The sequence below is a fragment of the Mariniflexile aquimaris genome (genome assembly GCF_042676825.1).
Taxonomy (GTDB): Bacteria; Bacteroidota; Bacteroidia; order Flavobacteriales; family Flavobacteriaceae; genus Mariniflexile; species Mariniflexile aquimaris.
Window position 1 is genome coordinate 80,674 of the sequence record NZ_JBHTIB010000014.1, and the last position, 13,621, is coordinate 94,294.

The following is a 13,621-nucleotide window of genomic DNA, read 5'->3' on the forward strand; positions in this document are numbered from 1 at the left end:
TTATTCTTCTATCACTTTAGAAACCACTAAATACCCTTTTTTCTCTTTCGGAAAATTTTCGATAATGATTTGTTTTTCTAATGCAGAACTTTCAATAACCACATCGTCTCTTAAATCGTTTAAAGACACGCTATTATTATAATTATTAAAAGAGTTTTTATTTGTGGCTTGTGCATTTTTAATGACGTCAAATAATTTGTTCACAGCCTCACTGGGTTGTGCTCCTTTAATACTCGACAATACGTCGACTGTCATAATTTTACTCATATCTTAATTTTTTAAAAATTAATTTTAATTTATTCCTTAAACTTCAAGATTTCCTAACGGTTTTTTTAGGATTTCTTATTCTACCAACCCTTCGGGGAGGTCGGAATTATTTTTATAATTCCGGGTGGGGCAAAAAAAAGCCTTCCGAACTCGGAAGGCTTTATATATTTTTAAACAATAACCTTCCTATTCTAAAAATTAGAATTATTGAAATTATTATTGTTATTATTATTTGTCATAGTTTGCTATGTGAGTTCAAATATATGTAGAATAAATATATTACAAGCTATTTTTTTAGAGATCCTTTTTTAATTATCAGATTGTTAAAAAAATTAAACTTAAGTTAGTGGTTATACAATATATCGATAAAATTAATTCATTTAAGTAAAAACAGTTGCGCTATAATTAGAAGCTTTTGGGCAAAAAGTCGGATTTTGTTTGTTAAAAAAAAGGTTGATAAAAGCTCGAAATTTCGGTTTTAAGCTATTTTGTATATTTTTTCATTTTCAAAAAGAGTAAAAATCATTAAAACGCTATTTAAGGCACTTTTTAAGCGATTTAAGACACTTTTAAATAATTAACAAATGTTGATAATTATGTGTTTCAGTCAATAAAAAGCTTTTTAAAGCCATCAATATTTCGTATATTTGTTTGTATTCAGAAGGATGCTAATGGCATCTTTTTTTGTGAAATAAAAAATAGAAATAAACAATATTAAATAATAATATGAGCGAACCTAAAGAAGAATTTAACAAGCACAATTATTCGGCAGACAGTATTCAGGCGCTGGAAGGCATGGAGCATGTACGTATGCGTCCATCCATGTATATTGGAGACGTTGGTACTCGCGGCTTGCACCACTTGGTGTATGAGGTGGTAGATAACTCCATTGATGAGGCCTTAGCTGGACATTGTAATAATATTACGGTAATAATTAACGAAGATAATTCGATAACCACTGAAGATGATGGTCGTGGTATTCCCGTAGATTTACATAAAAAAGAAGGTGTTTCTGCATTGGAGGTTGTTATGACCAAAATTGGAGCAGGTGGTAAATTTGATAAAGATTCTTATAAAGTATCGGGTGGTTTACACGGGGTAGGTGTAAGTTGTGTGAACGCATTATCTGAGCATTTGCGTGCTACTGTTTATAGAGATGGTAAAGTTTACGAGCAAGAATACGAGCGCGGAAAGGCGCTTTATCCTGTAAAACAAATTGGTGAAACTGATAAGAGAGGAACTACGGTAACTTTTAAACCAGATGCAACCATTTTTACCCAAACTTTAGAGTATAGTTACGATACCTTAGCAAGTAGATTGCGCGAATTAGCCTATTTAAATAAAGGGATTACCATTCATTTAGTTGATAAAAGAAGCCCTAAAGATGATGGTACTTTTGAAGGTGAAACATTCCATTCTACCGAAGGTTTAAAAGAATTTATCAAATATTTAGATGGTAACAGAGAGCCTTTAATGAAAGATGTGATTGCTTTTGAAGGTGAAAAAAACGGTGTTCCTGTTGAGGTTGCGATGGTTTATAATACCTCGTATGCTGAAAATTTACATTCGTATGTAAACAATATCAACACACATGAAGGAGGAACGCATTTATCAGGGTTTCGTCGTGGTTTAACGATGACACTTAAAAAGTATGCTGATGATTCAGGGATGCTTAAAAATTTAAAGTTCGAAATAGCTGGTGATGATTTCCGTGAAGGATTAACAGCCATTATTTCGGTAAAAGTACAAGAGCCACAATTTGAGGGTCAGACTAAAACTAAACTTGGTAACAGAGAGGTTTCTGCATCGGTAAGTCAGGCAGTATCCGAAATGTTAACCGATTATTTAGAGGAACATCCAGATGATGCTAAAATCATAGTTCAAAAGGTTATGTTGGCGGCACAAGCGCGTCATGCGGCTCAAAAGGCACGCGAAATGGTACAGCGTAAAACCGTAATGAGTATTGGTGGTTTACCTGGAAAATTAAGTGACTGTTCTGAGCAAGATCCTTCAAAATGCGAAGTATTTCTTGTAGAGGGAGATTCTGCAGGTGGAACTGCAAAACAAGGACGTGACCGCGCATTTCAAGCTATTTTGCCATTAAGAGGTAAGATTTTGAATGTTGAAAAAGCGATGACACATAAAGTGTTTGAAAACGAAGAGATAAAAAACATTTTTACCGCTTTAGGGGTAACTATAGGTACCGAAGAAGATAGTAAAGCTTTAAATCTTTCAAAATTACGTTACCATAAAATTGTGATTATGTGTGATGCCGATATTGATGGTAGCCACATTGCAACCTTAATTTTAACCTTCTTCTTTAGGTATATGAAAGAACTTATTGAGCAAGGGCATGTTTATATTGCGACCCCACCTTTATATTTAGTGAAGAAAGGTAACAAAAAAGAATATGCTTGGAGTGATAAAGAACGCGACCGTATTGCAGAAGAGTTTGGAGGTAATGTTAACATTCAACGTTATAAAGGTCTTGGAGAGATGAATGCAGAACAACTTTGGGATACAACCATGAATCCTGAATTTAGAACCATGCGTTTAGTTCAAATAGATAACGGTACCGAAGCCGATAGAATTTTCTCTATGTTAATGGGTGATGAAGTGCCGCCACGTAGAGAATTTATTGAAAAGAACGCGATTTACGCTAAAATTGATGCGTAACATTTGTTGTGATAAAAAAAAGCGGTTGTTTAGTGCTAAACAACCGCTTTTTTTATGCGTTTATTTTAAGAATTATAATAACCCGAGTCTTACGCTTGGTGTGCTAACTCGAACATTGGTACTCATAGTACTTCTGCTTCTCGGGTATCTTTCATAATAATAAGCATCGTATCTGTAGTAATAAAAAGAAGCGTGATTGTAATAGTAGTCGCTATGATGACAATGATGGTCGCAATGACTGTAATGTTCTGCATACGCATCCTTTTTACCTTGCATATATGCTTTGTAAGCTTTTCGGTCTTTTTTCTTTAAATCGTTTTCATAGGCTTTTTGTTCTTTCCAAAATGTTTCTTCTTCAGCTTTGGTTTGTGCCTTAAATTGTTGCTCGTATTTAGCATCTTCTTCCGCTCTTTTTTGATAATACGATTTACTATCGATGCTTGTTTCGCTCGCTACTTCGGTGTCTTGTGCATTCATTAATGAGGTAATGCTTAATATTATCATGAATGCTATGGCTTTTATTGATTTCATAATTTTAATTTTTAAAGTTAATATTAATGTGATTTCACTAATAAGACACCTTAAAACATATTTACCCTACTTGATTAAAAAAAAAAGATTCAGAATTTCTTTTGAATCTTTTTTAGTGATGCTGTTGATATCATTTGACAGCGATTTTTTAAAAATCAAAGCCTATTGAAAATTGCCATACTCGATTTTTTGGGTTGCCATCGTCGTACACATTGCCTAAGCCTAAGTGGTAGCGAACGCCTAAACTAACTCCGGAGTTTGTTTTAAAACCAGCTCCAAAATTCATTCCCCAGTCGAAGTTTTGAGGTTCAAATTCTTGAGAGGTGTCAAACAATCCAAAATTACTATCAAATTCTTCTTTATGAGAAATTGCCAGTCCAACTTGAGGACCAACTTCTAAAAAGAAACTTTCGTCTGGATATAATTTTAATAATAAGGGTAAATTTATATAATCAAGTTTTTGAGTGAAGGTACCGCCACTGTCTTTTAATTCATAACCCTGTTGAGAATATAAAAGTTCTATTTGTAATGCGGCGCTTTCAGACATAAACGATTCACCATAAAATCCAATATGAAAGGCATGTCGCTGTCCGGTTTCCGTTTCACCATCAAAACTAACAGCTGCTAGGTTGTAACCACCTTTAATTCCCGCGTTAGATTTTTGCGCCTGTGCTTGTGTAGTAAGCAAGATACTTAGAATAAAAATGCATTTTAAAATAGTTTTCATTATGTTAAATATTAAATAATTAGTGATGTTATTTTCCGCCATTAGCTTTTAAATCGGCAATGCATTGGGCATCTAATTGCGGAGCGGAATTTGCTCCAATTAAATTCGATAAACCCGATCCGGTTTCGGCAGACCAGTACATGAGGCAACTTTCTACGTTACAATGTTTGGCATAGTCGCTGTCTTTATGATTAGTTACCATAGTAGTTCCCAAATTGGTGAGCCCAAGTATATGCCCGAATTCATGTGTTATGACCGTTGTTTCTAAAACCGTTCTGCTGGGTTCGAAGGCGCTGTTGCTTAAATCTTGTATGGTTTCTTCAAATATTACAAACGAGGTGTTTCTGTAGGCAGTACCTAAAACCACTCCTGTATCTGTATTGTTGGCAGACGCTGCATCAGCGAAAAAGGCCCATACTGCTATTTGGTTATTTGTATTGTATTTGGTTCGATTTTCATCTTCAATAGCTATGATGTCCTGCGTGGTATAAGATGATTTTCCTGGAGAAGTTATGGCTCTTGATTCTACAGTGATACCGTTTGGTTTGTAAGTTCTGGAATTTAAAAAAGAAATAAAATTAGAGATTGTGTTTTGCGATGGTTTAAAACCTTCAACATACACCAATTCAATAATGATGCTTTTAAATGTATTGTCTGATAATAAGTCGTTTGAGGAACTTCCGGTTGCTTTTTGATTTTCAGATTTGTTTATGTTTTCGGTATCTGTGGGGGTATTGGTTTGCGAATCGTCTTCTTTAGAGCAGGCCGCTAAAATCAATACAACAAATACTATTTTTAATATATTTTTCATGTCTTTTTATTTTAAAATAAGCAGCTGTTAGTTTCCCAACAGCTGCTTCACCATAACAAATTGGTAACCAACCAACCAAAATAAACTAAGTAAATACTAAATTTGAGACAATACTAATGTAACCGCAGCATTTGTCGTGCTTTTTAGTGAGATTGAACTGTTGCTAAAACTTGTAACCTCCCAGGTGCTGTTTAATAAACTGAACGTGGCGTTTCCAGAAAACGTAAGGTTAAGATATACTTCGGTTTCTGAAGTTACACTATAGGTACCTTGAACCGTACTAATAGCGCCGTTAACCGCAGTACAGGTATAGTTGTTTGCGAAATCTATCGTGTAATTAGCATAATCTGAAGCTTTATTTGCCCCTGCATTTATAAAGGATTGCACTTTAAATGCGCCATTCACTAAAATAGTTTCCAGATTTTTGGCGTTATTTTCAGCTTCGGCTTCTTTGTCTTCAATACCTAAACAGGTGTTAATTTTAGTTTGTAAATCTAAATCGCTTGTAATTGTAACCGAGGTATTGTCTGATAGTTTTGCTGTAATAGGATAATTAACGGCAAACAATTCGGTATTGTCCATATTATTGATGTAGGTATATAATTGTTGCTCAGATTGAATAACAACACTTCCTGTTTGCTCTAAATTTACACTATATGTAAAAATAGTGATCGGGAAATCGATATCGATACAAGAAATAGCTCCTTTTCCTTCGGCTTCTAAAGTTTCACAAGCGTTTACAATAGCATCGTATTCGCTTTGATTTGTTACAACAACTTCTGTATAATTACTTAATTTCACACTTAGAGGGAATTTTAGTGTAACGGTATCATTGTCGTTAGAAAATTGTCCTAAAATGTTTAAAACCGTTTGGTAGTCAGACTGGGTTATTATACTAACTTGAGTGCCGTTTACTGTTGCAATAACAGGTAATAAAATAGAGGAACAAGATGTGCCATCTAAAAAGTCGTCAAAACTGCCATCATACATAGATGAACGTTCTAGGTTACTCGCTGTTTCCGATTCGGAGTTATTCGTGTTTGGGTTTTGACCATTTTCATTATCAATTTCATCCTGACAAGATGTAAAGGTTAATAATGCTGTTAAAACTAAACTTGTAATAAATTTTAAATTTTTCATGATAATAATTTTTAGGGTTATAATGTTTTCTTTTTCATAGCGATTTTTTCGCCTTATATAAGTTAGACAACTACCTCAATTTTTACCCTACCTTTTTTTTAAAAATAATTTCAACTAATTTTATGCCTGCTGAAAATGACTAATAAAATAATTAAGGTTTTAATCTTTAGGTTTTGTTTGCCTACATAACTAAGACAACTTAAAATTTATTTACCCTACTTTAGCAAAAGTATTTAATTAACCCGCCCTAAAAAAACAGAATTTTAAATGAATGATAATGGTAATAAACTTTGTGAAGAAAATTACTTTAATAATTTTTATCTAGAACATGTACAGTCTGCCAGTAATTTTGCCTATTATAAATGTGGTGATAAAGATGGCGCATTAGATTTTGTGCAAGATGCCTTTTCTAAAATTTGGGAAAATTGTTCGAAAATAGATTTTACTAAAGCAAAAACCTATTTGTTTACTACCATTAATAATTTGTTTTTAAATACTATTAAACATAATAAGGTAGTAATGGAATATGCTAAAGCAGCACCTTATTTAGATAAGACCAACGAGAGTCCAGAGTATATTTTGGAAGAAGAAGAGTTTAAAAAGAAACTTCAAAATGCTATTTCCTTATTGTCGGATTCGCAACGTGAAGTGTTTTTATTAAATAGAATTGAAGGAAAGAAATATAGAGAAATTGCAGATCTTTTGGGTGTGTCTCAAAAAGCAATTGAGAAAAGAATGTCGGGAGCGTTAAAAATTTTACGAGAACATATAGAAAATATTTAAGAAGTAGGGTAGGGTAAAATATTATTTAGTTGTCTTAAAATTGAAGAGTTAAAAAAATGGAAAACGATAAAAATATATTAAAGTGGTTTGATAACGAGCTTAGTGAGGCACAAATTCAAGATTTAAAAAATTCTGAAAATGTTGAAACGCTTGAAAAAATAGCTTTTTATTCCAAACAAATGCACGCACCTAAGGTAGATGCGCAAAAAGCATTGGCAGATTTTAAAGCGAGAAAGTTAACTAAAAAGGAAACAAAAGTAATTCCGCTTAATTATAAATCGTTTTTAAGAATTGCTGCTGTTCTGGTGGTGATGCTTACAGCTTCCTATTTCTTGTTTTTTAATAATACTGTAGCTTTTGAAACACAAATAGCGCAGAATGAAACGTTGATTTTACCCGATAATTCTGAAGTTATTTTAAATGCAGCTTCAAAATTAAAATACAATAAAAAAACATGGGAAAATAAGCGCGATTTAGAGTTGGATGGCGAAGCCTTTTTTAAAGTGAGTAAAGGAAAAAGATTTACCGTAACAACCGATGCTGGAATTGTTCAGGTTTTAGGAACCAAGTTTAATGTAAAAGAACGCAATAATTATTTTGAGGTACATTGTTATGAAGGCTTGGTAGCAGTTACTTTTAACAATCAAACGGTTAAACTTTCAAAAGGAAAATCAATACGGATTTTAAATGGCCTTGTTGAAACGCTTGAAGATTTTAATGCAACAGCACCATCATGGATGAATGCAGAATCAAGTTTTGAAAAAATACCATTAAAGCAGGTTATTAGCGAATTAGAAAGACAATACTATTTAAAAGTATCGCTTGATGGTGTGGATGATTCAGAATTGTTTACAGGAACATTTACGCATAAAAACAAAAATATAGCGCTACAATCAATTACTATTCCTTTAAAATTGAGTTATAAAATAGAAGGTAATAATGTTACACTTTATAATTATGAAAATTAATAAATGGATTTTATTAATTGGATTGTGCGCTGTTAATTTCTGTTTAGGTCAAAACAATTCAATAAAGAAGCCATTAAAGGATATCATTACGGCAACGGAGTTGAAGTTCAACGTTAAATTTTCGTATGCTTTTGATGATGTGTCTGATGTTGTGATAGAGCAACCGTCGCCAGATTATAATTTAGAACAAACCATCGCCTATCTTAATTCTAAAACCCTATTGAATTTTAAAATTTTAGATAGTCGGTATATAACGGTATCGGTTATCGAAAAAAATATTTCAATTTGTGGGTGGGTCGTGGCTTCAGAAAACAATGAACCTTTACTTGGTGCTTCGGTGGTTGTAAATAATTCGAACAAAGGAATCATTACCAACGACAACGGAAAATTTCAGTTAAACGATGTGCCTTTGAATGCCACTATCACGATTTCATATCTTGGTTTTAAAAACCTCCAAATACCAGCTAAATATTTCTTTTCGGAAACACATACTTGTAAGCAACTTGTTTTAACCGAAAATAAAGAAGAATTAAATCAGGTGCTTATCACCAAATTTTTAACGACTGGTTTTCAGAAACTTTTAGATGGAAGTACGGTTTTAAATACCCAGTCTTTTGGCATTTTACCAGGGTTAACAGATCCAGATATTTTACAATCCATTCAAACTTTACCGGGTGTAGAAAGTATTAACGAAAGCATTGCGAATATTAATGTAAGAGGTGGTACTAACGATCAAAATCTTATGTTGTGGGATGGTATTAAAATGTATCATTCTGGGCATTTTTTCGGCTTGATTTCGGCGTATAACCCAAATCTTACCAGTAAAGTAGTGGTTACTAAAAACGGTACCAGTAGCGAGTTTAGCGATGGCGTGTCAAGCACCATTAATATGTATACTAAAAACGAATTAACAGGTAAGTTTTCTGGTGGAGCAGGAGCCAATTTAATAAGTGCCGATGTTTTTTTAGAAATCCCGGTGTCTAAGAAATTGGAGCTTCATGTTTCTGGCCGAAGGTCGATAACCGATGTGTTTAAAACACCCACGTATACTAATTATTTTGATAGAAGTTTTCAGGATAGTGATATAAAAACTACAAACGAATCGGTTGAAAACCAAACCACCACATCAAATTTTATATTTTACGATTATACAGCAAAAGTGTTATTCGATTTAAATGAGAATCATAAATTTCGCGCTAATGTCATTGGAATTAATAATAATTTAGATTATTACGAACGTGTTGTTGATAATGGAGAAAGCGATTCTAAATCAAGCAACTTATCACAGGAAAATATAGGATTCGGCGGGCAATGGATGGCGCAATGGAATTCAAAATTTAAAACCCATTTTACAGCCTATTATTCTAGATATAATGTAGATGCTGAAGATTATAGTATTGAAACAGACCAGCTGTTAACTCAAAAAAATGAAGTATTAGAAACAGGTTTTAAGCTGAATTCACATTATAAGCTTTCAGATTATTTATCCCTTCTCAACGGCTATCAATTCAATGAAACGGGCATATTAAATGAAACCACGGTAACTAAACCGGTGTACGACAGAACTAAAAAAGACGTATTGTTAAATCATGCGTTGTTTACGGAGGCTACTTACAAGCAAGAAGGTACTTTTTTTAGAATCGGTGCTCGCGCTAATTATTTTCAAAAATTTAATAAACTCCTAATCGAGCCTCGATTAAACTTAAGGCAGAAAGTAACCAGTCGGTTTGCGCTAAAAGTAGAAGGGGAATTTAAAAATCAATCCGCAACTCAGATAATTGATTTTCAAGATGATTTTTTAGGGGTTGAAAACCGACGTTGGATTTTAGCAAACGAGAAAAATTCTACCGATCCGACAGATAGGAATATACCCATTTCTGTGAGTAAACAAGGATCTTTTGGATTAGAATACCATCAAAATAATCTTAATATTGAAGCTACGGGTTTTTATAAGGTGGTAGAAGGTATTACGGCAAGTAATCAAGGATTTTACAACAACTTTCAGTACCTGAATGCTATTGGCGATTATACCGTTAAAGGTCTTGAGTTTTTAGTGAACAAAACAAGTAATAGTTACAGTGCTTGGGTAAGTTATACCTATTCTATTAATGATTATACCTTCGAAACCTTTACACCATCGGTGTTTCCTAATAATGCAGACATTCGGCATTCGGTGTCTATAGGATTTAATTACGACATTTTAGAAAATCTAAAAATATCTTTGGGCGGTGTTTGGCGTACCGGCCAACCCTATACGGCGCCTGTTGAAGGCAATGAAACTGTACAATCTGGAAATTCAACATTTGTAAATTACGATACACCCAATAGTAGAAATCTCGATGAGATAAAACGTTTAGATGCGTCGTTAAGTTATAAGTTCAACATTTACCAATCTATAAACGCCTCTTTAAAGCTTGGAGTTATCAATCTAACCAATGCTAAAAACATAATAAATCGGTATTATAAAGTAAATCCGAACGATTCTACTACTGCAATTCAAGTAAACAATACCTCGCTAAACTTAACGCCTAACGTCAGTTTTCGAGTTTATTTTTGATAAAAATATCGTTTAAACGCAAAATAATTCGATAAAAAGTTGCACGTTGTAGTTTTTTATATATATTTGTATAACCAAATCCATAAATTAATGAAAAAGATTGCCCTATTACTGATGTTGTGTATCGCAACAATTTCTACACAAGCTCAAAATGATTTAGACGCACTTCTGGCCGCTGGGGTGGAAGATGCAGAGCGATTTGCGAATGATTATTTAGCTCCGGGAACCAACGGACTGATGCATAGCATGAATGCCAACTGGTTTAATTCTGGAGAATCAAAACCCTTAGGTGGTTTCGAAATTTCAATTATAGCCAATGCCGCTTCTGTGAAAGACGATGGTAAATCATTTTTAATGAATACTGATTTGTACAATAATGTGAGATTTAAACAAGGAGCGAGTTCTCAGAACGTTGCCACTGTTTTAGGACACAATGATCCGGAAATTATTGTTGAGATTACGTATGATGACCCTATTTTCGGGAGTCAAACAGAAGAAATTACCTTGCCAACAGGATTGGCAGAAGCCAATGTTAACTTAGTGCCAAGTGCCTTTATACAAGCTGGGATTGGTTTATTTAAAGGTACAGAAATTAAGGCGCGTTATGTTCCAAAAATAGATACCGATGATGTCACTTTAAATATGTACGGCGTTGGTTTACAACACGAATTTACAAAATGGTTGCCTGCAGATAAATTATTGCCTGTTGCTATTTCTGGATTAGTTGCTTATACGCATTTAGATGCCACTTATAATCTTACGAATTCTTCTGGAATTCAAGGAGAAAATCAGCGTTTAGAAAATGCCACAGATACCTGGTTGTTTCAGTTGATTGCCTCTACAAAATTACCTATTATTAATTTTTATGGTGGTATAGGTTATATTAAAGGAACCTCAGATTCCGATATGCTGGGAACCTACCGTGTTTCTAACGGCATTTTAACATCAGAAGATATTGTAGATCCGTTCTCGGTTTCTAGTGAAGTTGCTTCAGTAAGAGGAACCATTGGAACGAAGCTGAAATTAGGTTTTTTTAGATTAAATGCCGAATACCATTTGTCTGAATTTGATGCCTTTTCAGTAGGTATAAACTTTGGATTTAGATAAAAACCATATTTTAAGAACATGTAATTATTTTCATATATATTAATTGTTTAGTTTTAGTTAGTTTAGTGTTTAGTTATTTAAAAAGTGCATGATTTAATCCTGCACTTTTTTTATTTAGAGCAGATAAATTTGTAGTTTTGCCTGACTAAAATCATATAATTTAAACATTTATAAATTCAATTTTGTAAGCCAGTAAATTATATGTGCAAAAAGGTTATCACAATACACAATATTTATATAAATAAAAAACTAAAATTTAAGACATGAAAGTAACAGTAGTAGGTGCAGGAGCCGTAGGTGCCAGTTGTGCAGAGTACATTGCCATTAAAAATTTCGCTTCAGAAGTTGTTTTATTAGACATTAAAGAAGGCTATGCCGAAGGTAAAGCCATGGATTTAATGCAAACAGCATCTTTAAATGGTTTCGATACTAAAATTACAGGTATTACAAACGATTATAGCAAAACAGCCGATAGTGATATTTGCGTTATAACGTCTGGTATTCCACGTAAACCAGGTATGACACGCGAAGAATTAATTGGTATTAATGCAGGTATTGTAAAAACAGTTTCATCTAGTTTAATTCAATATTCACCAAACACTATAATTATTGTGGTTAGTAACCCTATGGATACTATGGCGTATTTAGTGCATAAATCAACCAACTTACCTAAAAACAGAATTATAGGTATGGGTGGTGCTTTAGATTCTGCGCGTTTTAAATACAGATTAGCAGAAGCTTTAGGCGGACCTATTAGCGATGTAGACGGTATGGTAATTGGTGGTCATAGTGATACTGGTATGATTCCATTAACACGTTTGGCAACAAGAAATGGGGTGCCTGTTTCAGAATTTTTAAGCGCTGATAGATTAAACCAAGTTAAAGAAGATACTAAAGTTGGTGGTGCAACATTAACAAAATTATTAGGTACTTCGGCATGGTATGCTCCAGGCGCAGCAGTAAGCTCGTTAGTACAAGCGATAGCTTGCGACCAGAAAAAAGTATTCCCATGTTCTGTATTGTTAGAAGGGGAGTACGGATTTAACGATATCTGTCTTGGTGTGCCAGTTATTTTAGGTAAAAATGGTATTGAAGAGATTGTCAACATTAAACTAAATGATGCCGAAAAAGCGAACATGGTAGAAAGTGCAGCTGGTGTTAAAGCTGTTAACGATTTGTTGTAAAATAAGTGCCTAAAGTGAGCTGTAATTAAGGTGCACTAAAGGTATAAATATTCTAAAGTGTCTAAGCTTGTATGAAACTACAATTTTAGACACTTTTTACTTTAAATACTTTAGGCACTTATAACTAAAAAACATATATTTGGCGCATGAAAACGAAATGGTACTTTGGTGCTTTATTAATTGTATTTACACTGTTAGGGGTGTATCAGAATGAATTTTCTGAACCTAATCAGGAAATTGCATTAAATTTCACAGATGTTAATATAACGTCTGATGATATTGAAACTACTATTTCGCAGCTAAAAGTACAATTACAAGCCATTGGTATTACTAATGTTCGAGTAAAAGAATTAAAAGACGGCTACTATAAAATAGCTTATTATAGTGCTTCAGATGTAGCAAGTATCAAAGAAATTCTTTCTAAGGATAAAAACTTCAAAATAGGTCTAGAATCGCATGATAAGGATGATGATTCTTCTAATAATCCGTCAAATAAAAAGACCAAAACCTATAAGTTTGATATTTATGAACTTCACAAAAGCACGGATGCTGAGTCTGGCTTGGGAGGAAAATGTGTATTAAGCTTTAAACAAGACTACGATCGGTTTTATAATCCAAATGTCATCATTTTAAACAATGAATTAGATAATCAGGAAGATGATGCCTCGGTAACAGTAGCTTTTAAATTATATTATACCATTGCAATAGCCCTAGATAATTCATCGGGCAACATTCCCGAAGGTCGCGCAGGACCTACTGCCTAAGTCAATAATAATGGGATCTAATTCTATAAGGAATCAGCTGTCATTATAACCTCACAACGAATTCAAATCATTTTTAAAAGCATAAAAATAATCTTAGTTACGCGTT

12 protein-coding genes are annotated in these 13,621 nt (G+C 33.5%); 7 read left to right on the top strand and 5 right to left on the bottom strand.

Features of this window, described 5'->3' with window-relative positions; genetic code table 11:
• Entirely contained in the window at nucleotides 1-267 is a 267-nt protein-coding gene (locus tag ACFQ0I_RS13725; protein WP_379943191.1) for a hypothetical protein, read from the bottom strand.
• Between the two features lie 726 nt (nucleotides 268-993).
• On the opposite strand from ACFQ0I_RS13725, the gene gyrB reads away from it, so the two are divergent.
• Nucleotides 994-2,943, top strand: a complete 1,950-nt coding sequence (gene gyrB, locus ACFQ0I_RS13730) for a DNA topoisomerase (ATP-hydrolyzing) subunit B (protein WP_379943193.1) — start codon at nucleotides 994-996, stop codon at nucleotides 2,941-2,943.
• A gap of 72 nt (nucleotides 2,944-3,015) precedes the next feature.
• Here the strand turns inward: gyrB and ACFQ0I_RS13735 are convergent, their stop codons facing one another.
• The 4 genes from ACFQ0I_RS13735 to ACFQ0I_RS13750 all read right to left on the bottom strand — a co-directional run bounded on the left by ACFQ0I_RS13735 (nucleotide 3,016) and on the right by ACFQ0I_RS13750 (nucleotide 6,152).
• Nucleotides 3,016-3,474 (bottom strand): hypothetical protein, encoded by a 459-nt coding sequence (locus ACFQ0I_RS13735; RefSeq protein ID WP_379943195.1) that lies wholly within the window; start codon nucleotides 3,472-3,474, stop codon nucleotides 3,016-3,018.
• 148 nt (nucleotides 3,475-3,622) lie between these two features.
• Nucleotides 3,623-4,201 carry a porin family protein gene (locus ACFQ0I_RS13740; RefSeq protein WP_379943197.1) on the bottom strand — a complete coding sequence of 193 codons (579 nt, stop codon included), beginning with the start codon at nucleotides 4,199-4,201 and terminating at the stop codon, nucleotides 3,623-3,625.
• Nucleotides 4,202-4,229: 28 nt separating this feature from the next.
• A complete protein-coding gene (locus ACFQ0I_RS13745; protein WP_379943198.1) occupies nucleotides 4,230-5,012 on the bottom strand; it encodes a membrane metalloprotease in 783 nt (260 codons plus the stop codon).
• Nucleotides 5,013-5,108: 96 nt separating this feature from the next.
• Nucleotides 5,109-6,152 (bottom strand): hypothetical protein, encoded by a 1,044-nt coding sequence (locus tag ACFQ0I_RS13750; protein ID WP_379943200.1) that lies wholly within the window; start codon nucleotides 6,150-6,152, stop codon nucleotides 5,109-5,111.
• Nucleotides 6,153-6,419: 267 nt separating this feature from the next.
• Here ACFQ0I_RS13750 and ACFQ0I_RS13755 point away from each other — a divergent pair, with 267 nt between their 5' ends.
• From ACFQ0I_RS13755 to ACFQ0I_RS13780, 6 genes are all read left to right on the top strand, one after another.
• On the top strand, nucleotides 6,420-6,935 hold the full coding sequence (locus ACFQ0I_RS13755) for an RNA polymerase sigma factor (RefSeq protein ID WP_379943202.1): 516 nt from the start codon (nucleotides 6,420-6,422) through the stop codon (nucleotides 6,933-6,935).
• 56 nt (nucleotides 6,936-6,991) lie between these two features.
• A complete protein-coding gene (locus ACFQ0I_RS13760; protein WP_379943203.1) occupies nucleotides 6,992-7,903 on the top strand; it encodes a FecR family protein in 912 nt (303 codons plus the stop codon).
• Complete coding sequence (locus ACFQ0I_RS13765) at nucleotides 7,893-10,460, top strand: TonB-dependent receptor plug domain-containing protein (RefSeq protein ID WP_379943205.1); 2,568 nt, start codon at nucleotides 7,893-7,895, stop codon at nucleotides 10,458-10,460. Before ACFQ0I_RS13760 ends, ACFQ0I_RS13765 begins: the two co-directional genes overlap by 11 nt.
• 90 nt (nucleotides 10,461-10,550) lie before the next feature.
• Complete coding sequence (locus tag ACFQ0I_RS13770) at nucleotides 10,551-11,567, top strand: DUF6588 family protein (protein ID WP_379943207.1); 1,017 nt, start codon at nucleotides 10,551-10,553, stop codon at nucleotides 11,565-11,567.
• 263 nt (nucleotides 11,568-11,830) lie between these two features.
• Nucleotides 11,831-12,751 carry a malate dehydrogenase gene (gene mdh / locus ACFQ0I_RS13775; protein WP_379943208.1) on the top strand — a complete coding sequence of 307 codons (921 nt, stop codon included), beginning with the start codon at nucleotides 11,831-11,833 and terminating at the stop codon, nucleotides 12,749-12,751.
• Between the two features lie 146 nt (nucleotides 12,752-12,897).
• Nucleotides 12,898-13,515, top strand: coding sequence for a hypothetical protein (locus ACFQ0I_RS13780; RefSeq protein ID WP_379943210.1), 618 nt, complete (start codon nucleotides 12,898-12,900; stop codon nucleotides 13,513-13,515).
• Nucleotides 13,516-13,621 lie beyond the last annotated feature (106 nt).